The organism is Streptomyces sp. NBC_01546, assembly GCF_045208355.1.
Taxonomy (GTDB): Bacteria; Actinomycetota; Actinomycetes; order Streptomycetales; family Streptomycetaceae; genus Streptomyces.
The window spans coordinates 3,828,750-3,850,079 of the sequence record NZ_CP109379.1 but is presented as its reverse complement, the minus strand read 5'-3'; the positions used below and the strand labels follow the sequence as shown (position 1 = coordinate 3,850,079).

The following is a 21,330-nucleotide window of genomic DNA, read 5'->3' as shown; positions in this document are numbered from 1 at the left end:
TCTTCAGCACGACGGGAACGCTAATCCCGCCTCCCCGTACGCACATCGGGCCCTGGTCCGACTCGCGCCCCGCCCCTTGTCCTAGGACCCGGGCGTATCGTTTGCTCCCGGGAATGAGGGGGAGCGCTCCCAGTCTTCACCCGCCCGTTGGGCACTCTTATTCATCTCATGTGACTTAAGTCACAGAGAGCAAGATTTGTTGACCCTGTGTACCTGCCGCACAGCTCACTGTGATTCAGTGGACGGGACACCGCAACGAAACGCCGATGACAAACCTGGAGTTGCTGTCGAGGTCTCGGGGAGAGCGAGCAATGGAGACCGAGTCGGAGCCGTACGTCCGTCTTGCGACCCTGCGGCAGCTGCACCGGGTGGTGGCCGAGCTCAATACGGCCCGGAGCCTGGCGGACACTCTGCAGACCGTCGTGGACGGCATCGTCGTGGGCCTCGGCTACGAACTCGCCTGTGTCAATCTCGTACGCCCGGACGGTGATCTCGTCGTCGCCGCCTTCGCCGGCGACCCCGCCGCGGAGGCCCTCATCACCGGCCGCGTCGGCTCCCGCGCCTCCTGGGAACGCCGTCTGACGATGGGTGAGAACTGGGACGGGCTCCGCTTCATCCCGCACACCGAGGGCTGGGTCCTCATGGAGGACGACGTCCCCCAGTGGCACACGGACGGCCCCGAACCGCGGTTCGAGGACGAGTGGCACCCCGAGGACCGGCTCTACGCCCCCATGTATGCGTCCGGCGGGGAACTTCTGGGTGTCATTTCGGTGGACAGACCGCGCAATGGCCGCAGGCCCGGCGCCTGGGGCCGCGAGGCGCTCCAGATGTACGCCTTCCAGGCGGCGATTGCGATCAGCAATGCCAGACTCCGCGCGAACATGCAGCGGGCCCTGGTCCGCCTCGAGCGCGAGCAGCAGGCACTGCGCGCCAGCGAGGAGTCCTTCCGGCAGGCCTTCGAGTACGCGCCCAGCGGCATGGCCATCGCCGAGATGGGCGGCGACCAGCACGGCCGGCTGCTGCGGACCAACGACGCGCTGTGCCGGCTGCTGGGCCGCCCGGCCTCCGTCCTGCGCCGCTACTCCTTCTCCGACCTGGTCCACCCCGAGGACATCGGGACCCTGCTGCGGACCTCTGCCGAGGGCGGGCGCGCCGAGCTGCGCCTGGGCCGGCGCGACGGCACGTACGTATGGGTCTCGCTGCGCAATTCCGTGGTCGCCGACGCCGCCGACGGGCCGCGGTTCCTGCTCACGCACGTCGAGGACATCGAGGAGCGCAAGCGCCACGAGCTCCAGCTCGCCCACCGGGCCAGCCACGACTCGCTGACCGGGCTGCCCAACAGCGCCGAGCTGCGGGCCCGGCTCGGCGCGCGGCTGTGCCGCAGACCCCAGTCCGTACGGGCCACCGCCGTCGAGGCCCTGGACGCGGCGTACGAGACGCGGCCCGAGGCGGGTGGTGCCGCCGAGCACGGCTTTCAGCCCGACGCCTCCCACGTGTTCTCCGGGCCCGGGCCCGAGCCCTTCGAGTACCCCGGGACCCTGCCCGCCCAGGCGGACGGCCCGTACGACCACCACGTGCACACGGTGGCGCCCGCGACGGACGTCGACGACGGGACGAAGGGGCTCGCGGTGCTCTTCTGCGACCTCGACGGCTTCAAGTCGATCAACGACCGGTTCGGGCACCACACGGGTGACGCGGTCCTGATCGAGGTGGCCCGGCGGTTGACGACCGGCGTCAGGGACGGTGACACCGTCGCTCGGCTGGGTGGTGACGAGTTCGTCGTCCTCGCCGACGGACTGGGCGCCGCCGACGCCGCCGATCTCGCCGTCCGGCTGCGCAACGCGATCATCCCGCCGATCCGGGTCGACGGCCGTGCGGTCCGTGTCGGGGCCAGTTTCGGCATCGGCTGGGCCAGCTGCGGCATGTCGGCGGACGAGGTGCTGCGCTCCGCCGACCAGCGGATGTACATCGAGAAAAGGTCCCGCTCCAAGGCACACCGCCGGGCTGGCTGAGGCGATCGGCCGCTCGTAGGTGCACGTGTTCGGGGTAGGCTCCCGGGGGTCGAAAGGAGTGACCTGCGATGACGACGCCCGCGAACAACGGCCCGCACGGTGGGGCGAACAAGCCCGAGGACGACGATCCGTTCGGCTACCTCTACGAGGACGGCCAGGCGGCCGGCGCCACCCCGCCCGGCCAGGGCGGCGCATACGGCTACCCGGGGCCCGCGGCAGGCGGTCCTTCCGGCGCGCAGCGCGGGGTTCCCCGTACCTCCCACCACCAGGTGCGGACGGTCGGTGAGCGCAGGAACGGCGGCGCACAGCGCGGACAGGTGCCCGCGCAGCCCGCGCCGGCCTACCAGGCGCAGTACCAGGCCCCTGAGGCGCTCCAGGCGGGCGGCTACGGCGTTCCGCCGCAGCAGCAGCCCCCGCAGCACCAGACGCAGTCGATCGCGCACTCCGGCGGTCACGGTGGTCACGGTGGTCACGGCGGCGGTGGCTCCAGCCGCAAGGGTCTGCTCATCGCGGCCGTCGCGGTGGTCGCCGCGGTCGCGATCGGCATCGGCGCGGCCGTGGCCTTCGGCAACAAGGACGGCAAGGACAAGAACGGCGCGGCGAAGGGCAACCAGCAGTCGACCGCCCCGCAGAACTCGTCGAGCCCGGCCCCGAGCGCCCCGCAGCCCTCCGAGGCCCCGCTCCCGAAGGCGGACTTCGCCGGTGCGGGCATGTCCCTGACGGGCGGCGCGATGCTGCAGAACACCGTGCCGGGTGCCAAGAGCGCCGGCGGCCAGTACGTGGGCGGCCTGAACGCGCTCGGCGCAGCGGCGACCTGGACGCTCGACGTGCCCAAGGCGGGCGGTTACAAGCTGAAGATGACCTACGGGGTGCCGGGCAAGGACGCCAACACCACGCTGACCATCAACGGTGAGGCCCAGTCCCGGCCGATCAACATGAAGAACTTCTCCAAGGCCGCCGAGGGCGACTGGGCGAAGGGCTGGACCAACACGTACTCGATCGTGCAGCTCAAGCAGGGCTCGAACGCGATCAAGATCTCGTGTGAGGCCGGCAACCAGTGCGACGTCCTCCTCGACCAGCTGTGGCTCGAAAAGGAGTGAGGCCGCGGCCCTAGTCGGCCTGCGTGACCTTCACCGACCCCCGTACCTCCTCGTAGGTGCGGGGGTCGAACTCTCCCGCCGTCGGGGCGTGCACCGTGGCCGCCGAGAGGGCGACCGCGCGGGCCAGCCGCTCCGGCCAGTCCAGGCCCTCCGTCAGGGCCGACAGCAGCCCGGCGACGGCGGAGTCGCCGGCGCCGGTGGGGTTGCCGGTCAGGGTGCGCGGCGGGGCCGCCCGCCAGGCGCCCTCGGGGGTGGCTGCCAGCAGGCCGTCCGGGCCGAGCGAGGTGACCACGGCGTGGGCGCCCCGGCGGCGGGCGTCGCGGGTGGCGGGGAGCGGTTCGCGGGATCCGGTCAGCTCGGCGAGCTCGGCGGCGTTCGGCTTGATGATCTCGGGGCGGGCGGCGACCCCGCGGCGCAGGGCCTCGCCGCTGGTGTCCAGCAGGACCGGGACCCCGGCCGCGCGGGCGGCCCGTACGAGCACCGCGTACGCGCCCACCGGCACGCCGGGCGGCAGGCTGCCGCACAGGGCCACGGCGCGGGCCCCGGCCGCCAGCAGGTCCTCGTACCGGTCCAGGAAGCCGGACCACTCCGCTGCCGAGATCAGCGGGCCCGGTTCGTTGAACTGCGTGGTGTCGCCGGAGGCCACGTCGACCACGGCCAGCGTGCGGCGCGTGGTGCCGGCGCAGGGCACCAGGGCGTCCACCACGCCCGGGGACTGCGCGAGCAGGTCCCGTACGACGGCGCCGACCGGGCCGCCCGTGAAGCCGGTGGCCGTCACCTCGTGGCCGAGGGCGGCCAGTACGCGGGCCACGTTGATCCCCTTGCCGCCGGGGCGCTCGCTGACCGCGGCGACCCGGTGCGAGGCGTGCGGCAGCAGCCGCGGCACGCGGTACGTGACGTCGAGCGCGGTGTTGAGCGTGACGGTCAGGATCATTGGGCTCCCCCGGGTCTGTTGCTGCCGGGATCATGCCAAAGAGAAAGCGGTCGGCCCAGTCTTCCGGGACGACCGCTTGCCGTGTACAGCCGGTTGGCCGTCAGGCGCCCTCCTACGCGGCCGGGCTGACGATCCATTCGCCGCGCCGCATGACGCCCTTGAGACCGAACTCGGCGTCCAGGACGACCAGGTCGGCGTACTTGCCCGGCTCCAGCGAGCCGATCTCGTCGTACAGGCCGATCAGCTTGGCCGGGTTGGCGGAGATCGCCTGGACCACCGACTCCACGGGCAGCTTGTCGACGGTCACCGAGCGCTTGAAGGCGGTGTCCAGGGTCAGCGTCGAACCGGCGATGGAGCCGCCCTCCACCAGCCGGGCCACGCCCTCCTTGACCTCGACCTCCAGCGGGCCGAGGTGGTAGGTCCCGTCGCCGAACCCGGCCGCGTCCATCGCGTCGGTGATCAGGGCCACGCGGTGCGCGCCCGCGTGGTGGAAGGCCAGTTCCAGCGCCGCCGGGTGCAGGTGGGTGCCGTCGTTGATCAGCTCGACGGTGATCCGCTCGTCCTCCAGCAGCGCGGCGATCGGGCCGGGTTCGCGGTGCGCGAGGCCCGGCATCGCGTTGAAGAGGTGGGTGGCCACGGTCGCGCCCGCGTCGATGGCGGCGCGCGTCTGCTCGTACGTGGCGTCCGTGTGCCCGATCGCGGCGATGACCCCGTGCTCGGCCAGCAGCCGTACGGAGTCCAGGCCGCCCGGCAGTTCGGTGGCGAGGGTGAACATGCGGGCGGCGCCGTGCGCGGCGTCGATGAGTTTGCGGACCTCGGCCGGGTCGGGGTCGCGGAGCAGGTCCTCCTTGTGCGCGCCCTTGCGGCAGGCGTTGATGAACGGGCCCTCGAAGTGGATGCCCGCGATCTCGCCCTGCTGGGTCAGTTCGGCGAGCAGCCCGGCGCGGCGGGCCAGTTCGTCCAGGTCCCCGGTGACGGTGGAGGCGACCAGGGTGGTGGTGCCGTGCTCGCGGTGGGTGCGGACGCCCTTGAGGACCTCCTCGGCGGTGCCGGAGGTGAACGAGGCGCCGCCGCCGCCGTGGTTGTGCATGTCGACGAAGCCGGGGACGATCCAGTGCCCGGCCAGGTCCACGACCCGCGCGCCCTCGCGGGCGCTGCCGGCGATGCGGTCGCCGTCGACGATGACACGGCCGTTGGCCACGGTTCCGGTGGGCAGCACCACCCTGGCGCCGGAGAGAACAGTGCTGTGCGCGCTTCCGGACATCAGGCAGGTACCTCCGTGGCGAGTAGGTCCCAGGCGAGCAGCCCTGCGCCCAGGCATCCGGCGGTGTCCCCGAGGGCCGCCGGAACGATGTGCGGCAGCCGCTGGAACGTCACGCGCTCCTCGACGGCCGCCCGCAGTGGTGTGAACAAGGTTTCCCCCGCCTCGGCGAGCCCGCCACCGATGATCAGCGTGCGCGGGTCCAGCAGGGTGATCGCGGTGACCAGGCCGTCCGCGAGGGCGCCGATCGCGGCCAGCCACACCTCGCTGGCGCGTTCGTCGCCGGATTCGACGGCCTTGGCGCAGTCGGCCGCATCGGCCTCGGGTTCGCCGCAGGCGGCGGCCCAGGCGCGGGAGACGGCGGAGGCGGAGGCGAGGGTCTCCAGGCAGCCGTACTGGCCGCAGCCGCAGGCGGGGCCGCCGGGGCGGACCACGATGTGACCGATCTCGCCCGCGTAGCCGTGGGCTCCGGCCTCGATGCGGCCGGCGATGCCGATGGCTCCGGCGATGCCGGTGCCCAGCGGCACGAACAGGAAGCGGTCGGCGCCGCGGCCCGCGCCGATGCGGCCTTCGGCGAGGCCGCCCGTGCGCACGTCGTGGCCGAGGGCCACCGGGATGCCGCCGAGCCGGCTGCTGAGCAGTGCCCGCATCGGTACGTCGCGCCAGCCCAGGTTCGCCGCGTAGACGGCGATCCCGTTCTCGGCGTCGACGATGCCGGGGACGGCGACTCCGGCGGCCGAGGCGGCCCGTCCGCAGCGCTCCCGGCCGATGTCGAGCAGTTCGGCGGCGAAGTCCTGGATCGTCTCGACGACGGCGTCGGCGCCCCGCTCGCGGCCGGTGGCGCGGCGCGCCTCGTGGAGCAGGGTGCCGTCGGCGGCGACCAGGGCAGCCTTCATCCCGGTGCCGCCCACATCGAGGGCGATGACGTGTTTCACGGGTTTCACAGGGGACAGTCTCGCGTGCTTCACGGGGAAAGGTCTAGTCCATTGAGGGGGATTGTTGAGTGGCCATACAAATTCGGGACCAAGGATGTGGACCAGCGGCCAAAGTGGTGTAGACCTTACGTGGATCGTACGTACAACAAGGGGTGGAAAGAGAACTGTGAACCGCCGATACCTGCGCCTGGCCGCGTCCGGCGCCGCACTGTGTCTGACTGCCGTGGCACTGACGGGCTGCGGAGCCGTCGGCGGGCTCACCGGGGACAACGAGGTGACCCTGCGGGTCGTGGCGGCCGAGTACGGGGACAATCCGCAGAACTCGTCGGCCACCTACTGGAAGACGCTCGCCGAGGGCTTCGAGAAGGACAACCCCGGCATCAACGTCGAGGTCAGCGTCTACTCCTGGTCCGAGGTCGACGCCAAGGTCGCCGAGATGGTCAAGGCGGGCAAGGCCCCCGACATCGCGCAGATCGGCGCCTACGCCGACTACGCGGAGGCGGGCAAGCTCTACACGGCGGACGAGCTGCTCTCCGTCAAGACCGAGGCCGACTTCCTCGGGCCGCTCGCCGACGCGGGCAAGGTCAAGCGGATCCAGTACGGGCTGCCCTTCGTGGCCAGCACCCGGCTGCTCTTCTACAACGAGAAGCTGCTGACCGACGCCGGGGTCATCGCGAAGGACGCCAAGAACGGCTGGCAGCCCAAGAGCTGGGCGGAGCTGGAAGCGGCCGCGAAGAAGCTCAAGGGCGCCGGCGTCCCCACCCCCTTCGCGCTGCCGCTGGGCCGCGAGGAGGCGCAGGCCGAGACGATGATGTGGATGCTGTCGGGCGGCGGCGGCTACACCGACAACGAAGAGCAGTACTCCATCGACTCCGCCGAGAACGTCAAGGCGCTGGAGTTCCTCCGGGACAAGATGGTCGGCCAGGGCCTGACCGGATCCGTCGAACCGGGCAAGGTGGACCGGCAGGCCGCCTTCGACGCCTTCACGCGGGGCGAGGTCGGCATGCTCAACGGCCACCCGACGCTGCTCAAGCAGGCGGCCGGAAAGGGCGTCAAATTCGGCATGGTGACCATGCCCACCATCGACGGCACCGAGCACTCGGCGATGGGCGTCGCCGACTGGGTGATGGCCTTCAAGAACGGCCACCGCAAGGAGTCCGGGAAGTTCCTGGACCACCTCTACGAGGCGAAGAACGTGACCGCCTTCACCACCATGTACGACCTGCTCCCGGTCACCACCACCGGCTACCGGGCCGTGCAGTCCGGTACGGGCGGCTCCGCGCCGCAGCTCAAGACCTTCCTGGAGGCACTGCCGTCCTCGCGGCTCTACCCGGTGGGCAAGAAGTCCTGGGCGGGCGTCAGCGAGGACATCAAGCAGAACATCGGCAAGGCGGTCCAGCCGGGCGGACAGCCGGCCAAGGTGCTGGAGGACATCGCGACGTCGGCGCGGGCGGCCGAGCCGCGCTGACCCGGGCCGGCCGGCGCCGACCCCTGGCCGGCGCCGACCCGGGCCGGGCCGGTGTCGGTGGGCGGCGTTAATCTGGCGGTATGACGGACGACGGGCGGCTGACGGCCACGGAGGCCGCGGTGCTCGCGTACGAGGGACGCACCTGGTCCGGGCCCGGGGCCAAGGAGCGGGCGATACGGGAAGGGCTGGGGATGACCCCGGTCCGCTACTACCAGCTGCTCAACGCCCTGATCGACGATCCCCGGGCGCTCGCCCACGCACCGGGCACGGTGAACCGCCTGCGCCGCATCCGCGAGGCCCAGCGGGCCCGGCGATAGCCGTAGCCGTCACCCGGCTGGGCCGTTAGGGTCATCCGTATGGGGAGCCATCCGCACGACCTGCCGATGCCCGTCACCGCAGCCGGACGCGAGGGACTCGATGCCCTGCTCCGCGCACCCCGCCGATCCGTGGTCGCACTGGACTTCGACGGCACCCTCGCCGAGATCGTCCCGGACCCGGACCAGGCGCGGGCCCACCCCGACGCCGTACCCGCCCTGGCCGCGCTGGCCCCCGAGGTGGCCTCCGTCGCCGTGATCACCGGCCGGCCGGCGGGCGTCGCCGTCCGCTACGGGGGCTTCGCCGGGGTCCCCGGACTGGAACACATGGTCGTCCTCGGCCACTACGGGGCCGAACGCTGGGACGCCGTCAGCGGGATAGTCCACGCCCCCGCCGAGCATCCGGGGGTGGCGGCGGTCCGGGCGGAACTGCCGGGGTTCCTCGACTCGATCGGGGCCTGGCGGGGCACGTGGATCGAGGAGAAGGGCCGGGCGCTGGCCGTCCACACGAGGCGCGCCGAGGATCCGGAGGCGGCCTTCGCGGCGCTGCGGGAACCGCTGGCCGAGCTGGCGGCGCGGCACGGCCTGATGGTCGAGCCGGGCCGGGCGGTCCTGGAGCTCCGCCCCCCGGGCATGGACAAGGGCGTCGCCCTCACCGAGTTCCTGGCGGAGCGGGACGCGGAGGCGGTGCTCTACGCGGGCGATGACCTGGGCGACCTCGCCGCGTACTCCGCCGTCGAGAAGCGGCGGGCCGACGGTCTGCCGGGGCTGCTGGTGTGCAGCGGCTCGGCCGAGGTCCCAGAACTCGCCGCCCGCGCCGACCTCGTCGTCCACGGCCCGGCCGAGGTCGTCGCCCTCCTGGCCGACCTGGCCAAGGCCTTGCGCGCCTGACCTGCGGCGCCGTTGTCGGGGCGCTGCCCCCGAACCCCCGCGCCTCAAACGCCGGCGGGGCTGGATTTGCCGCTGCGCGGCAACGCCCTCAAACGCCGGGCGGGCTGGAATTGCCCTGCGGGCAATCCAGCCGCGCCTGGCAGGCGGCATCGGCCAAAATCCAGCCCCGCCGGCGTTTGAGGCGCGGGGTCTCGGGCGGAGCCCCAGGAGGCCGGGCCGCAGGTCAGGAGCGCAGGGCGGCCAGCTGGGCCGTGAACCAGGCCGCCGGGGGAAGGGCGGTGGCGGCCGCCGACAGGCGTTTGGTGCGCTCCGCACGCTCGCCCCCCGGCATGGACAGCGCCGCGTGCAACGCCGAGGCCGTCTCCGTGACGTCGTACGGGTTCACGGTCAGCGCGTCCCGGCGGAGCTCCTCGTACGCCCCCGCCCCGGTGGACAGCACCAGCACGCACCCCGCCTCCGACACCACCGGGATCTCCTTCGCCACCAGGTTCATCCCGTCCCGCACCGGGTTGACCAGCGCCACGTCCGCCATCCGGTACGCCGCCAGCGAGCGCGCGAAGTCGTCCTTCACGGACACGTGCACCGGCTGCCAGTCCGCCGTCCCGAACTCCGCGTTCACGGCCGCCGCCAGCTCCCGCACCGACTCCGTGTAGTCCCGGTACACCTTCAGGTCCTGCCGCGACGGGTAGGCGGAGGCCAGGTGCACCACCCGGCCCCGCCACTCGGGGTGGACCGTCAGCAGCTCCCGGTACGCCAGCAGGCCCCGCAGGATGTTCTTCGACAGCTCCGTCCGGTCCACGCGGACGATCGTCTTCAGGTCCCCGACCTCCGCCCGCAGCTGCGCCAGCTTGTCGTCGACCTGCGGCCGGTGGGCGAGCGCCCGCAGCTCGTCCGCGTCCACGCCCAGCGGAAACACGGCCACGTTCCCCCGGCCCGCGCCGTCCAGGAAGCTGTCCGCCCAGGCCCGGGTGTGGAAGCCCACCACGTCCGCCCCGAGCATCCCGTGGACCAGCTGCTCCCGGACGTCGTCCGGGAGCATGTGCAGGAACTCCTTCGACGCCCACGGCGTGTGCGTGAAGTGCGCGATCCGCAGATCCGGCCTGAGCTCCCGCAACTGCCCCGGCACCAGCGCCAGGTGGTAGTCCTGCACCAGCACGCAGGCCCCCTCCGCCGCCTCCTCGGCCAGGGCGTCCGCGAAGGCCTGGTTGTAGGCGGTGTACGAGGCCCAGTGCCGCCGGAACGCCGCGTCGAAGACCGGCTCGCGCGGGATGTCGTACAGGTGGTGGTGGGTGAACCACAGCACCGAGTTGGCGATGCCGTTGTACGCGCCGTCGTACACCGTGGGATCGATGTCCAGCATTCGGACGCCGGGTTCGGCGACGCCCCGGCGGACCGCCTCCCGGTCCGCGTCCGACAGGGCCGCGCAGATCCACACCGCGTCGGGCTGCTGCGCCAGCGCCGCGGAGAGGCCGGAGACGAGACCGCCCCCGCCGCGCCGGGCGCTGAGCGTCCCGTCGGTGTCGAGGGAGTACGAGAGCGGGCCGCGGTTGGCGGCGACGAGTACCTGAGATGCAGCCATGTCGCGAACCTAGCCCGGCCCGGCCTCGCGCAAACTTCCGAAGCCGTCAGGCCGCGCGGCGCAGGGCGTACTCCTTGATGCCGAGCATCGGCGGTCGCTCTTCGGTGTCCACCGGGTACGTGTGCGGTACGAACCCGTCCGGCCCCCGCTCGAACTGCGTCAGCTCCGGCCGTACGAGGTGGCCGCGCGAGAGCCGCAGCTGCGCGGTGCGGTAGATCGCCGCGGCCATCCGGCCCAGCGCCTGCCCGTCCTGATGGCGGTGGAGCCGTACGCCCACGTCCACCTGGGCCAGCGCGTCCAGCCCGACCGTGTGCAGCGCGTCGACCAGCAGGCCCAGCTCGACGCCGTACCCGACGGGGAAGGGCAGACGTTCCAGCAGGGAGCGGCGTACGGCGTACTCGCCGCCGAGCGGCTGGACGAAGCCGGCCAGCCGCGGCCAGTGCAGATTGAGCAGCGGGCGCGCCACCAGCTCCGTGACCCGGCCGCCCTGGCCCGGGGCGTCACCCAGCGGGCGGTCGTACATCGCCTTCACGAACTGCACGTCCGGCTCGGTCAGGAGCGGTCCCACGATCCCGGAGACGAAGGTCGACGAGAAGTCCCGCAGGTCGGCGTCGACGAAGCAGACGACGTCCCCGGTGGCGGCCAGCAGGGAGCGCCACAGCACCTCGCCCTTGCCGGGCAGTGCCGGGATCCTCGGCAGGATGTCGTCGCGGTGCACCACGTGGGCACCGGCCTTCGCCGCCACTTCCGCCGTAGCGTCGCTGGAGCCCGAGTCGATCACGATCAGCTCGTCCACCAGGGGGACCGGCAGTCCCTCCATCAGCTCACGCCGGATCACCTCGACGATCGCGCCGACCGTGGCCTCCTCGTCGAGCGCCGGCAGCACCACGCTGACCGTGGTCCCAGCTGCCCGTTTCCGGTCCAGCAACTGGTCGAGCGGTCGGTCGGCGGCGGACCAGGAGCGGTCGGCCAGCCAGCGCTCCACCTCTTCCAGCACTCTCAGCACTCCTTGCTGCTTGGTCGGATTGACCGAAAAGTGATCCATCTCGCGGTTCGGACGGCTGTCTCAACCGCACGACCCTTCGGTTACAGTCTTGAACAACGCGCAGGACCGCCGCATGCCGGGGGGCCTCGCGTACAAACGCACCGGCGCGCCATAGAGCGCGTGTGCCGGTGCCATACCGCTCATCCAGAGGGGCAGAGGGACACGGCCCGTTGAAGCCCCGGCAACCCTCCAGTCGGTTCTCGCGATGCGACAAGCATCCCGCGGGGCCCCGGCTAGGGAAGGTGCCAATTCCGTCTCATGGCGAAGTGCGCCATGGGGAAGATGAGGAGAAAGGGCCTCGCCATCATGGCTGCACAGACTGCTCCCACCTCTGTTGATCTCGGACCCGCCACCGGCCTTTCCTGTCGCGAGTGCGGTACCCGATTCGAACTCGGCCCCATCTTCGCGTGCGCCGAGTGCTTCGGACCTCTGGAAGTCGCCTACGACCTCCCCACCGGTGACCCCGCGGCGCTGCGCGCCGCGATCGAGGCCGGCCCGAACAACATCTGGCGTTACGCGCCGCTGCTGCCGGTCCCCGCGGACGTGGCCTCCAAGCCGAGCCTGAACCCGGGCTTCACCAAGCTCGTGGACGCGGCCAACCTGGCCAAGGAGCTCGGCATCACCGGCAAGCTCTACGTCAAGGACGACTCCGGCAACCCGACGCACTCCTTCAAGGACCGCGTCGTGGCCATCGCCGTCGAGGCCGCCCGCGCCTTCGGCTTCACCACCCTGTCCTGCTCCTCCACCGGCAACCTGGCCGGCGCCGTCGGCGCCGCAGCCGCCCGGGCCGGTTTCCGCTCCTGCGTGTTCATCCCGCACGACCTGGAGCAGGGCAAGGTCGTCATGGCCGGTGTCTACGGTGGCGACCTCGTCGGCATCGAGGGCAACTACGACGACGTGAACCGCTTCTGCTCCGAGCTCATCGGCGACCCGCTGGGCGAGGGCTGGGGCTTCGTCAACGTCAACCTGCGCCCGTACTACGGCGAGGGCTCCAAGACCCTGGCGTACGAGATCTGCGAGCAGCTCGGCTGGCAGCTGCCCGACCAGATCGTCATCCCGATCGCGTCCGGCTCCCAGCTGACGAAGATCGACAAGGGTCTGCAGGAGCTGATCAAGCTCGGCCTCGTCGAGGACAAGCCGTACAAGATCTTCGGCGCCCAGGCCGAGGGCTGCTCCCCGGTGTCGACGGCCTTCAAGGCCGGGCACGACGTGGTCCGCCCGCAGAAGCCGAACACCATCGCCAAGTCCCTCGCGATCGGCAACCCGGCGGACGGCCCGTACGTCCTGGACATCGCGCGGCGCACCGGCGGTTTCGTCGAGGACGTCAACGACGAGCAGGTCGTCGAGGCCATCAAGATCCTCGCGCAGACCGAGGGCATCTTCGCCGAGACCGCGGGCGGCGTGACCGTCGGCGTCACGAAGAAGCTCATCGAGAACGGGCAGCTCGACCCGACGCTGACCACCGTCGTCCTGAACACCGGCGACGGCCTCAAGACCCTGGAGGCGGTGGCCGCGGACAGCGGCCAGACCGCCACCATCCGCCCGAGCCTGGACGCGTTCCGCGCCGCCGGCCTGGCCTGACCACCTCCACCTGCTCTACCGGAAAGGCAGTAGCGCCATGAGCGTCAACGTCCGCATCCCCACCATCCTGCGCACCTACACCGGCGGCCAGGCCGAGGTCGCCGCCGAGGGCGCGACCCTGTCCGAGGTCATCGCGTCGCTGGAGCAGAACCACCCGGGCATCGCCGCCCGCGTCCTGGACGACCAGGGCAAGCTGCGCCGCTTCGTGAACGTCTACGTCAACGACGACGACGTGCGCTTCGAAGGCGGGCTCGAGGCGGTGACGCCGGACGGCGCCGGCGTCTCGATCATCCCCGCGGTGGCCGGCGGCTGATGCTGTGCTCGTCTGACTGACTGACACGCATAACCGTAATTACCCCCTCCGCTAATAAGCGGAGGGGGTAATTCTGTTTGATTGGGCGCGGTAGAGTTGGGGAAGTCCCCTCCGCTGTTCTTGCCCGCCGCATATGAACGGGTCGCGTGAGGGTCGACATCGGGTCAATGTGCAAGTGCGGTATGGGGCTTTGGCGAGATATGCGGGGCCCGAGTTGCCCTGGAACATGCCAACTTTTCACTCTATTTCAATGTTTCGCGGTGTCCAGAATTCTCGTCGGATTGACCTGTTGCAGACAGCACCGGCGCGGATACATTCAGCCTCGGTCGACGCGTTCCGACGCAAGTGATGACCCGGGACCGCGAAGTGCGTTCCTGCGCAAGGGCCAGTAATAGGGGAGTTAGGCATGGCTCAGGGCACCGTCAAGTGGTTCAACGCGGAGAAGGGCTACGGCTTCATCGCGGTCGACGGTGGTGCGGATGTGTTCGTCCACTACAGCGCCATCCAGATGGACGGGTACCGCACCCTTGAAGAGGGTCAGCGGGTCGAGTTCGAGATCTCGCAGGGCCAGAAGGGTCCGCAGGCGGACATGGTCAAGCTCGCACTCGGCTAGTCCCGGCGCGATCGACCGCCCACGCGTACTTGTGAGGGGCCCACATCCTGGACACGGGATGTGGGCCCCTCGCGCGTTCCCGGGGGTGTTCACCCAAGCCGCTTGCACTCGTGGGGGTCGAGTGCTAATCATTGGCGTTAGCACTCTCCAGGTGAGAGTGCTACCAAATCGAGGACCGGGTCGGTGAGGCCCAGCAGGGTCCGGCGGGAAGGAACCGCCGGGCATGCAGGCCGTCCGTCGCGGGCGCGGGCGCGGTCCGGAGCAATCCACCGTCCCCTCAGGCCTGGCGGCCCAGGGGGAACCCCAGTCCTGGAGGACCACTTCAGATGGCCAAGATCATTGCGTTCGACGAGGAGGCCCGGCGCGGTCTCGAGCGTGGGATGAACCAGCTCGCCGACGCCGTCAAGGTCACCCTTGGCCCCAAGGGTCGCAACGTCGTCCTTGAGAAGAAGTGGGGCGCCCCCACGATCACCAACGATGGTGTCTCCATCGCCAAGGAGATCGAGCTCGAGGACCCGTACGAGAAGATCGGCGCCGAGCTGGTCAAGGAAGTCGCCAAGAAGACGGACGACGTCGCCGGCGACGGTACGACCACGGCCACCGTGCTCGCCCAGGCGCTGGTCCGCGAGGGCCTGCGCAACGTGGCCGCCGGCGCCAACCCGATGGCCCTCAAGCGTGGCATCGAGAAGGCCGTCGAGGCCGTCTCGGGCGCCCTGCTCGAGCAGGCGAAGGATGTCGAGACCAAGGAGCAGATCGCTTCGACGGCCTCCATCTCCGCCGCTGACACCCAGATCGGCGAGCTCATCGCCGAGGCGATGGACAAGGTCGGCAAGGAAGGCGTCATCACCGTCGAGGAGTCGCAGACCTTCGGTCTGGAGCTCGAGCTCACCGAGGGCATGCGCTTCGACAAGGGCTACATCTCGGCGTACTTCGCCACCGACATGGAGCGTATGGAGGCGTCGCTCGACGACCCGTACATCCTGATCGTCAACTCCAAGATCGGCTCGGTCAAGGACCTGCTGCCGCTCCTGGAGAAGGTCATGCAGTCCGGCAAGCCGCTGCTGATCATCGCCGAGGACGTCGAGGGCGAGGCCCTGTCGACCCTGGTCGTCAACAAGATCCGCGGCACCTTCAAGTCCGTCGCCGTCAAGGCCCCGGGCTTCGGCGACCGCCGCAAGGCCATGCTCGGCGACATCGCCATCCTCACGGGCGGCACGGTCATCTCCGAGGAGGTCGGCCTCAAGCTCGAGAACGCCGGTCTCGACCTGCTCGGCCGCGCCCGCAAGGTCGTCATCACCAAGGACGAGACCACCATCGTCGACGGTTCGGGTGACAGCGACCAGGTCGCCGGTCGCGTGAACCAGATCCGCGCCGAGATCGAGAACTCCGACTCGGACTACGACCGCGAGAAGCTGCAGGAGCGCCTGGCGAAGCTCGCCGGCGGTGTTGCGGTCATCAAGGCCGGAGCCGCGACCGAGGTCGAGCTCAAGGAGCGCAAGCACCGCATCGAGGACGCCGTTCGCAACGCGAAGGCTGCCGTCGAGGAGGGCATCGTCGCCGGTGGCGGCGTGGCCCTGCTCCAGGCCTCCTCGGTCTTCGAGAAGCTCGACCTGTCGGGTGACGAGGCGACCGGCGCCAACGCCGTGAAGCTCGCGCTCGAGGCCCCGCTCAAGCAGATCGCCGTCAACGGTGGTCTCGAGGGTGGCGTCGTCGTGGAGAAGGTCCGCAATCTGACGGTTGGCTGGGGCCTGAACGCCGCGACCGGCGAGTACGTCGACATGATCGCCGAGGGCATCATCGACCCGGCGAAGGTCACCCGCTCTGCCCTGCAGAACGCGGCGTCCATCGCGGCCCTCTTCCTCACCACCGAGGCCGTCATCGCCGACAAGCCCGAGAAGGCCGGCGCCGGCGCCCCGGGCGGCATGCCGGGCGGTGACATGGACTTCTGATCGACCCCTGGCTCCGGCCTGAAGGTTGATCGGCTGTTCTCGAACGAGGGCGGCACTCCCCACGGGGGGTGCCGCCCTCGGGCGTTCAGGCGGCTGTGCGCGCGACGAAGACGACCTGCTCGTGGTCGTCGCCCAGGGCGATGTTCAGCGAGGCGTCGAGGGCGTGTGCCAGGCGGCGCGGGTCGAGTCCGGCATTCGGACCGCCTGCGGTGATCTCCACCCCGTTGTCGTCCATCCGGCCGTTCTGGGGTTGACTACGACGTATGACGGAACCGTTCATCAAGATCTGCGGGCTGCGGACCGCCCATGACGTCGACGTGGCCGTCGGCGCCGGGGCGGACGCCGTCGGGTTCGTCTTCGCCCCCGGCAGTCCGCGTACGGTCGATGCCGCCACCGCGCGGGAGCTGGCCGGGCGGGTGCCGGACTCGGTGCTCACCGTCGGGGTGTTCCGCGGGCAGCCGGTCGAGGAGGTGCGCCGGCTCACCGAGGAGAGCGGGGTGCGCGCCGTACAGCTCCACGGGGACGAGGGCCCGGAGTACTACGAGGAACTGCGCGCGCCGGGGCGCAGGCTCATCCGGGCCACCGCCGAGCACGTGGAGCGCTGCGGTGAGTACGGCGAGGACCTGCTGCTGCTCGACGCCCCGGACCCCGGCTCCGGCAAGCCGTGGAACTGGGGCTCCGCCGAGTTCACCCCGCCCGAGGGGCAGTGGCTGCTCGCGGGCGGGCTCACCCCCGCCACCGTCCGGGAGGCCGTCGAGGCCACCGGCGCCTGGGGCGTGGACGTGTCCAGCGGGGTGGAGCGGGCGCGCGGCGTGAAGTCCCCTGAGCTGATCCGCGCCTTCATCGAGGCGGCACGCGGCCCGGCCGCCACTCGCTGAACGTGTTTGTGTGATTACTCCCTGCGAGAACTCTGGCGTGGCCCGCTCTCCCCGGGGCAGAGAAACCCCATGGTCACGGACACGCTCGCATGGCTGCGGCGCCTGACGCGCCGCCTCGCTCCGGGCGGTGAGGGCGGCCGCGGGCCGATGCTGCCCTCGCCCCGCCGCACCCCCGTCTTCACCGCCGACTTCGCCTCCGCCACCCAGTGGGTGGCGGGCCGCTCCTGGGCCTATCCCGACGGCGGCCCGACCAACCCCGGGGACAACAAGCTCGACCACCTCGTCGCCGACCCCGCCTACAGCCGCGGCGGCGTCTTCCGGGCGACACCGCGCCCCGACGGCAACTGGGACACCGGACTGCTCACCACCGAGGGCAGCGACGAGGAGTTCGCGGTGCGCACCGGCGACGTGCTGGAGGCGCGGGTGAAACTCCCCGTGGAGGTGGGGGCTTGGCCCGCGATCTGGACCTGGCGGGACGGCGGCCAGGAGATCGACGTCTTCGAGTACCACCCCGACAACCCGGATCTGCTCGAGCTCTCGAACCACGTCCGCGAGGCCCACTGCTACTACCGCGACCCGTCGGTCCGGCCCGGGGCCTGGGTCGACCTCAAGGTCGAGTTCGGCAGGAGCTCGGTCGTCTGGTGGGTCAACGGCGCCCGCGTGTACGCCGATCACAAGGGCGTGGGCCGCTCCTGGCGGGCGTACCTCATCGTGAACCTCTCCGTATCGGCCGGCCGCTACCACCCGGCGCCCGGCCCGGGGGTGACGGAAATGGCGTACGAGGTCTCGCGGTTGGCGGTGTACCGGCGCTAGGCCGGCCGCGCTAGCCCGCGCGCCAGACCGTCATGTCCGCGGTGATCAGGGGCGGCACGGCCTTCGGCCGTGCGACCGACTTGGTCTGGAGCACGAGCAGCGCGATGTCCCCCGACGGGTGCCTGACGCAGATCTCGCTGCCGCCCGCCGTCGCGGCCAGCGGGAGCGTGTGCTGCGTACTGGCCTTCGTGAGCAGGCGGCACGTGTCGTAGCTGCCGGTGCCGGGGTCGGCGTACAACAGGGTGAACACGCTCGTGTCGCTCACCAGATCGCACTGGTCATCGCACTCCAGACGGATGTCCCCCGCGCGGTCCTGGCGCTTGACGGGGTCCTTGATGCCGATCGAGCTCTTCTCGTCCAGGAAGACGGAGGCGAAGGGGACGGCCGCGGGCGGCTTGGACGCCTTGGGCGACGCCTCCGGCGTGCCCGACGCGGATCCGGAGGTTCCCGGCCCGGATGCCTTGCCGCCGCTCGCCGGGCCGGACGACTTGGCCGCGGCCGCCTCCCGTTCGCGCACCCGGTCCGCCGCGTCCATGACCGTCCAGGCCAGGCCGGTCAGCAGCAGTGCCGACGCCGTCACCACCGTGGTGGCGATCAGAGCGGTACGCCGCCTGCGCTTGCGCCGTTCCTCCGGCGTGAGCGGAGCCGTCGGCGGCGGCTGCCAGACCATCGGCGCCGGCGGCTGCAGATGCTGCCCGACCAGCGGCCGCGTGTGCACCGCGGTGGGATGCGGGACCGGAGCCGGGACCAGCACCTCCGGCCCGGTCACCTCCCGCCAGACGGCCGGTCCGCCGCCCGCGTCGGCGTCCTTGCCCAGCCGCTGCCTGCACCACGTCACGATTTCCGCCGGGGTGGCCCGTTCCGCCGGATCGGCTGCCAGGCAGCGGGCGATCAGCGGGCGCAGTGACTCCGGCAGCCGGGTCAGGTCGGGCTCCGAGTGCACGATCCGGAACAGCACGCTCACGGAGGGGCCGTCTCCGTACAACGGCTCGCCCAGCGCGGCGAACGCGGCGGTCTGGCCCAGCGCGAAGACGTCGCTGGCCGCCGTGACCTCGCCCGCCGACGCCTGCTCGGGGGACATGTACTGGGGCGTGCCGATGGCGCTGCCCGTGGCGGTGCCCGCAGTGGTGTCGGAGGCCAGCGAGATGCCGAAGTCGATGACACGGGGCCCGTCGGCGGCCAGGAGCACGTTCGACGGCTTCAGGTCCCGGTGCACGATGCCCGCACCGTGGATGGCCTGGAGGGCTTCGGCCACCCCCGCCACCAGCCACAGCACCGCGGGCACCGGCAGCGGTCCGCGCCGGGCGACGGCCTCCGACAGCGAGGGCCCCGGCACGTACAGGGTGGCCAGCCAGGGCGGGGTTCCGTCCGCCTCGGCGTCGATCAGCTCGGCGGTGTACGCGCCCCGGACCCGCCTGGCCGCCTCCACCTCCCGGCGGAACCGCCGCCGGAACGCCGGGTCTTCGGCCAGTTCCGGCCGTACCACCTTGATGGCCACCGGGCGGCCGCCCTGGGTGTGGGACAGGTAGACCCGGCCCATGCCGCCCGCGCCGAGCCGGGCCGCGAGGCGGTAGCCGGGCACGGTCTGCGGATCGTCCGCCCGCAGCGGCTGGAACACCTCGGTCGCGCTGTTCATCGGTCTCCCCCCGATTCCCCCGATCAACCGATGAGTTGATCCGCCTCACCCTAACGAGGCGTCGGGCAGGGCAGGGGAACCGAGGTCGGACGGTCAGACGGTCAGACTGCGGGGCCGAACGAGGACGCGCCGCCGTCCTCCTCGACCGATTTCACGACCGCGGTCGTCCGCAGGGCATCGACCTGCTCGGGGGAGAGGCGGGCGGCGAAGCCGTTCAGGGTGTCGCGGTAGACGTGCAGCGGGGTGATCCCGTAGGCGTCCGCGACGGCGGCCGGGTCGAGGCCCGGGTGCACGGTGACGATGTACGTGGCGTGGTCGGCGGGGGCCGTGAGGGACACGGGTACGGCGGCGGTGGCTGTGGCGGCGGCTGCGGACACGGGCAGGGCGACGGTGACGGCGGCCAGTACGGCGACGGCCACGGGCAGGGCTCGGCTCAGACGGTTGCGCATGGGTGGAGGCCATCACGCGCTGCGGTGCAGGTCAACGAGGTCCGGGGGTGAGGCGGGGGCACAGGGCGGCGCACCGGCCGTGCGCTCCCCGGTGTGGGGGCGAGCCGTACGGGTGATCTTGCCGGGGCCGCCGGGGCCGCCGGGACCGTACGCGCCGGGGCGCGGCCTTGACGGCAGAAGGGGTTCACCCTTTCTGCAGTTTGTCGGACGCGCCGTGTTGACGGAACTGGCGGGTGATGGGCCAGGCGGGGGCGGCGGTTCAAGCCGGTTGGAGGTGGCACCGATGGAAGGGAGGGCCGCACCCGCAGAGCACTTGTTGCCGCGGGGGCGGCTCACCCATGCCGACCGTTCCACTCCGTCAGGGAGTTCCTTTCATGCGCCTGCTCGCACGCCTGGCCACCGCTGCCCTCCTCACCGTGCCTCCGATCGCGGCCGGCTCCGCCTCCGCCGCCGCCCCGGAGCCGACCCCGGCCCCGCTGCTCAAGGCCGAGAACCCGGTGCCCGGCAAGTACATCGTGACCCTGCAGAAGGGTCAGGACGCGGCGAAGGTCGCCAAGAAGCTGGGCCTGAAGCCGTCGTTCGTCTACACGACGGCGATGAGCGGCTTCGCGGTACCGCTGACCTCGCTCGAGCTGACGCTCGTCCGCAACAGCCTGGGCGTGGAGAAGGTGGAGGAGGACGCCTCGGTCCAGTCCCTGCCGATGCCGACCTCGCCGGCGGGCACGCGGGCCCCGTCGAACTCCTGGGGCCAGGACCGGATCGACCAGAAGGAACTGCCCCTCGACAACAGCTTCACCACCGAAGGCAACGGCGCCGGGGTGACCGCGTACATCCTCGACACCGGCATCGACTACAAGCACACCGAGTTCGGCGACCGGGCCACCTTCGGCTACGACGCGATCGGTGACGGCCGCAACGGCCAGGACTGCCAGGGCCACGGCACGCACGTCGCGGGCACGGTGGCGGGCAGGACGTACGGCGTGGCGCGCAAGGCGAACCTGGTCAGCGTCCGCGTCCTCGGCTGCGACGGCAAGGGCACGTGGTCGGGGATCATCGCGGGCATGGACTGGATCGCCAAGAACGCCAAGCAGCCGGCGGTGATGAACGGCTCCCTGGGCGGGGACAGGTCGGAGGCGGTCAACAACGCCGCGACCGCCCTGTCCGACGCGGGCGTGCTGCCGGTCATCGCGGCGGGCAACTCCGCGAAGGACGCGTGCAACGTCTCGCCCGCGTCCGCCGCCCGCGTGATCACGGTCGCCGCATCCAACGAGTGGGACGAGGAGACGGACTTCTCCAACTACGGCACGTGCGTCTCCCTCTACGCCCCCGGCCAGGCCATTGTCTCCGCGAAGCTCGGCGGCGGCAGCGTGGCCCTCGACGGCACGTCGATGGCCGCCCCGCACGTCGCGGGTGTGGCCGCCCTCTACAAGCAGGCACACCCGAACGCGGACCCGGCGGAGCTCAACGAGTTCCTGGACAGTGAGGCCACCAAGGACGTCCTGAAGAGCGTCAGCAAGACCAGCCCGAACGTACTGCTGAACTCCGGCGGTCTCTGACCG

At 71.4% G+C, this 21,330-nt stretch carries 20 protein-coding genes and 1 riboswitch; of the genes, 12 read left to right on the top strand and 8 right to left on the bottom strand.

Annotated features, from left to right (window positions below):
- The first annotated feature begins 311 nt into the window (after window positions 1-311).
- Complete coding sequence (gene cdgB / locus OHA89_RS17475; protein WP_215139605.1) at window positions 312-2,012, top strand: diguanylate cyclase CdgB; 1,701 nt, start codon at window positions 312-314, stop codon at window positions 2,010-2,012.
- Window positions 2,013-2,080: 68 nt separating this feature from the next.
- Window positions 2,081-3,112 (top strand): CBM35 domain-containing protein, encoded by a 1,032-nt coding sequence (locus OHA89_RS17470; protein ID WP_266608557.1) that lies wholly within the window; start codon window positions 2,081-2,083, stop codon window positions 3,110-3,112.
- Between the two features lie 10 nt (window positions 3,113-3,122).
- Here the strand turns inward: OHA89_RS17470 and OHA89_RS17465 are convergent, their stop codons facing one another.
- The 3 genes from OHA89_RS17465 to OHA89_RS17455 all read right to left on the bottom strand — a co-directional run bounded on the left by OHA89_RS17465 (window position 3,123) and on the right by OHA89_RS17455 (window position 6,242).
- Complete coding sequence (locus OHA89_RS17465; RefSeq protein ID WP_257555079.1) at window positions 3,123-4,046, bottom strand: 1-phosphofructokinase family hexose kinase; 924 nt, start codon at window positions 4,044-4,046, stop codon at window positions 3,123-3,125.
- A 112-nt stretch (window positions 4,047-4,158) separates the two neighbouring features.
- Window positions 4,159-5,310, bottom strand: a complete 1,152-nt coding sequence (gene nagA, locus OHA89_RS17460) for an N-acetylglucosamine-6-phosphate deacetylase (protein WP_257555078.1) — start codon at window positions 5,308-5,310, stop codon at window positions 4,159-4,161.
- Window positions 5,310-6,242, bottom strand: a complete 933-nt coding sequence (locus tag OHA89_RS17455) for an ROK family protein (protein WP_406368521.1) — start codon at window positions 6,240-6,242, stop codon at window positions 5,310-5,312. The genes nagA and OHA89_RS17455 overlap by 1 nt, the downstream gene beginning before the upstream one ends.
- Before the next feature lie 166 nt (window positions 6,243-6,408).
- On the opposite strand from OHA89_RS17455, the gene OHA89_RS17450 reads away from it, so the two are divergent.
- The 3 genes from OHA89_RS17450 (at window position 6,409) to otsB (ending at window position 8,915) form a co-directional block, all read left to right on the top strand.
- The gene (locus tag OHA89_RS17450) at window positions 6,409-7,710 is read left to right on the top strand and encodes an extracellular solute-binding protein (RefSeq protein WP_257555076.1); all 1,302 of its coding nucleotides are present in this window, start codon (window positions 6,409-6,411) and stop codon (window positions 7,708-7,710) included.
- Window positions 7,711-7,790: 80 nt separating this feature from the next.
- A complete protein-coding gene (locus tag OHA89_RS17445) occupies window positions 7,791-8,027 on the top strand; it encodes a DUF3263 domain-containing protein (protein ID WP_406366579.1) in 237 nt (78 codons plus the stop codon).
- A 39-nt stretch (window positions 8,028-8,066) separates the two neighbouring features.
- Complete coding sequence (otsB, locus tag OHA89_RS17440; protein WP_266608552.1) at window positions 8,067-8,915, top strand: trehalose-phosphatase; 849 nt, start codon at window positions 8,067-8,069, stop codon at window positions 8,913-8,915.
- Between the two features lie 223 nt (window positions 8,916-9,138).
- Here otsB and OHA89_RS17435 read toward each other — a convergent pair whose 3' ends face one another.
- Both OHA89_RS17435 and OHA89_RS17430 read right to left on the bottom strand, forming a co-directional pair.
- Window positions 9,139-10,494: a trehalose-6-phosphate synthase gene (locus OHA89_RS17435; RefSeq protein WP_266608550.1), complete on the bottom strand. Its 1,356-nt coding sequence runs from the start codon at window positions 10,492-10,494 to the stop codon at window positions 9,139-9,141.
- A 46-nt stretch (window positions 10,495-10,540) separates the two neighbouring features.
- Window positions 10,541-11,491, bottom strand: a complete 951-nt coding sequence (locus OHA89_RS17430) for a glucosyl-3-phosphoglycerate synthase (protein ID WP_406366578.1) — start codon at window positions 11,489-11,491, stop codon at window positions 10,541-10,543.
- Window positions 11,492-11,676: 185 nt separating this feature from the next.
- Window positions 11,677-11,828, top strand: a riboswitch (SAM riboswitch).
- Between OHA89_RS17430 and thrC the strand changes: the two genes are divergently transcribed.
- The 4 genes from thrC (at window position 11,822) to groL (ending at window position 15,995) form a co-directional block, all read left to right on the top strand.
- Window positions 11,822-13,120, top strand: coding sequence for a threonine synthase (gene thrC, locus OHA89_RS17425; RefSeq protein ID WP_266608546.1), 1,299 nt, complete (start codon window positions 11,822-11,824; stop codon window positions 13,118-13,120). It overlaps the preceding riboswitch by 7 nt.
- Window positions 13,121-13,157: 37 nt before the next feature.
- Window positions 13,158-13,433, top strand: a complete 276-nt coding sequence (locus tag OHA89_RS17420) for a MoaD/ThiS family protein (protein WP_257555069.1) — start codon at window positions 13,158-13,160, stop codon at window positions 13,431-13,433.
- Window positions 13,434-13,839: 406 nt separating this feature from the next.
- Window positions 13,840-14,046 carry a cold-shock protein gene (locus OHA89_RS17415; RefSeq protein ID WP_030009783.1) on the top strand — a complete coding sequence of 69 codons (207 nt, stop codon included), beginning with the start codon at window positions 13,840-13,842 and terminating at the stop codon, window positions 14,044-14,046.
- 326 nt (window positions 14,047-14,372) lie between these two features.
- Window positions 14,373-15,995, top strand: coding sequence for a chaperonin GroEL (gene groL, locus OHA89_RS17410; protein WP_257555060.1), 1,623 nt, complete (start codon window positions 14,373-14,375; stop codon window positions 15,993-15,995).
- 85 nt (window positions 15,996-16,080) lie between these two features.
- Here groL and OHA89_RS17405 read toward each other — a convergent pair whose 3' ends face one another.
- Window positions 16,081-16,230 (bottom strand): hypothetical protein, encoded by a 150-nt coding sequence (locus OHA89_RS17405; protein WP_266608543.1) that lies wholly within the window; start codon window positions 16,228-16,230, stop codon window positions 16,081-16,083.
- 28 nt (window positions 16,231-16,258) lie between these two features.
- On the opposite strand from OHA89_RS17405, the gene OHA89_RS17400 reads away from it, so the two are divergent.
- Window positions 16,259-16,873 carry a phosphoribosylanthranilate isomerase gene (locus OHA89_RS17400; protein WP_266608541.1) on the top strand — a complete coding sequence of 205 codons (615 nt, stop codon included), beginning with the start codon at window positions 16,259-16,261 and terminating at the stop codon, window positions 16,871-16,873.
- Between the two features lie 147 nt (window positions 16,874-17,020).
- Entirely contained in the window at window positions 17,021-17,686 is a 666-nt protein-coding gene (locus OHA89_RS17395) for a beta-glucanase (RefSeq protein WP_266612297.1), read from the top strand.
- Window positions 17,687-17,696: 10 nt separating this feature from the next.
- Here the strand turns inward: OHA89_RS17395 and OHA89_RS17390 are convergent, their stop codons facing one another.
- On the bottom strand, window positions 17,697-19,322 hold the full coding sequence (locus OHA89_RS17390) for a serine/threonine-protein kinase (RefSeq protein ID WP_266608539.1): 1,626 nt from the start codon (window positions 19,320-19,322) through the stop codon (window positions 17,697-17,699).
- A gap of 101 nt (window positions 19,323-19,423) precedes the next feature.
- Window positions 19,424-19,771, bottom strand: coding sequence for a protease inhibitor I9 family protein (locus tag OHA89_RS17385; protein WP_266608537.1), 348 nt, complete (start codon window positions 19,769-19,771; stop codon window positions 19,424-19,426).
- A gap of 374 nt (window positions 19,772-20,145) precedes the next feature.
- On the opposite strand from OHA89_RS17385, the gene OHA89_RS17380 reads away from it, so the two are divergent.
- Entirely contained in the window at window positions 20,146-21,327 is a 1,182-nt protein-coding gene (locus tag OHA89_RS17380; protein WP_266608535.1) for a S8 family peptidase, read from the top strand.
- The last annotated feature ends 3 nt before the right edge of the window (window positions 21,328-21,330 follow it).

Bases quoted from the DNA above. Each gene is read 5' to 3' on its own strand.
- cdgB (WP_215139605.1), top strand. From the start codon at position 312: ATGGAGACCGAGTCGGAGCCGTACGTCCGTCTTGCGACCCTGCGGCAG.
- OHA89_RS17470 (WP_266608557.1), top strand. From the start codon at position 2,081: ATGACGACGCCCGCGAACAACGGCCCGCACGGTGGGGCGAACAAGCCC.
- OHA89_RS17465 (WP_257555079.1), bottom strand. From the start codon at position 4,046: ATGATCCTGACCGTCACGCTCAACACCGCGCTCGACGTCACGTACCGC.
- nagA (WP_257555078.1), bottom strand. From the start codon at position 5,310: ATGTCCGGAAGCGCGCACAGCACTGTTCTCTCCGGCGCCAGGGTGGTG.
- OHA89_RS17445 (WP_406366579.1), top strand. From the start codon at position 7,791: ATGACGGACGACGGGCGGCTGACGGCCACGGAGGCCGCGGTGCTCGCG.
- otsB (WP_266608552.1), top strand. From the start codon at position 8,067: ATGGGGAGCCATCCGCACGACCTGCCGATGCCCGTCACCGCAGCCGGA.
- OHA89_RS17435 (WP_266608550.1), bottom strand. From the start codon at position 10,494: ATGGCTGCATCTCAGGTACTCGTCGCCGCCAACCGCGGCCCGCTCTCG.
- thrC (WP_266608546.1), top strand. From the start codon at position 11,822: ATGAGGAGAAAGGGCCTCGCCATCATGGCTGCACAGACTGCTCCCACC.
- OHA89_RS17420 (WP_257555069.1), top strand. From the start codon at position 13,158: ATGAGCGTCAACGTCCGCATCCCCACCATCCTGCGCACCTACACCGGC.
- OHA89_RS17415 (WP_030009783.1), top strand. From the start codon at position 13,840: ATGGCTCAGGGCACCGTCAAGTGGTTCAACGCGGAGAAGGGCTACGGC.
- groL (WP_257555060.1), top strand. From the start codon at position 14,373: ATGGCCAAGATCATTGCGTTCGACGAGGAGGCCCGGCGCGGTCTCGAG.
- OHA89_RS17405 (WP_266608543.1), bottom strand. From the start codon at position 16,230: ATGGACGACAACGGGGTGGAGATCACCGCAGGCGGTCCGAATGCCGGA.
- OHA89_RS17400 (WP_266608541.1), top strand. From the start codon at position 16,259: ATGACGGAACCGTTCATCAAGATCTGCGGGCTGCGGACCGCCCATGAC.
- OHA89_RS17395 (WP_266612297.1), top strand. From the start codon at position 17,021: ATGCTGCCCTCGCCCCGCCGCACCCCCGTCTTCACCGCCGACTTCGCC.
- OHA89_RS17390 (WP_266608539.1), bottom strand. From the start codon at position 19,322: ATGAACAGCGCGACCGAGGTGTTCCAGCCGCTGCGGGCGGACGATCCG.
- OHA89_RS17385 (WP_266608537.1), bottom strand. From the start codon at position 19,771: ATGCGCAACCGTCTGAGCCGAGCCCTGCCCGTGGCCGTCGCCGTACTG.
- OHA89_RS17380 (WP_266608535.1), top strand. From the start codon at position 20,146: ATGCGCCTGCTCGCACGCCTGGCCACCGCTGCCCTCCTCACCGTGCCT.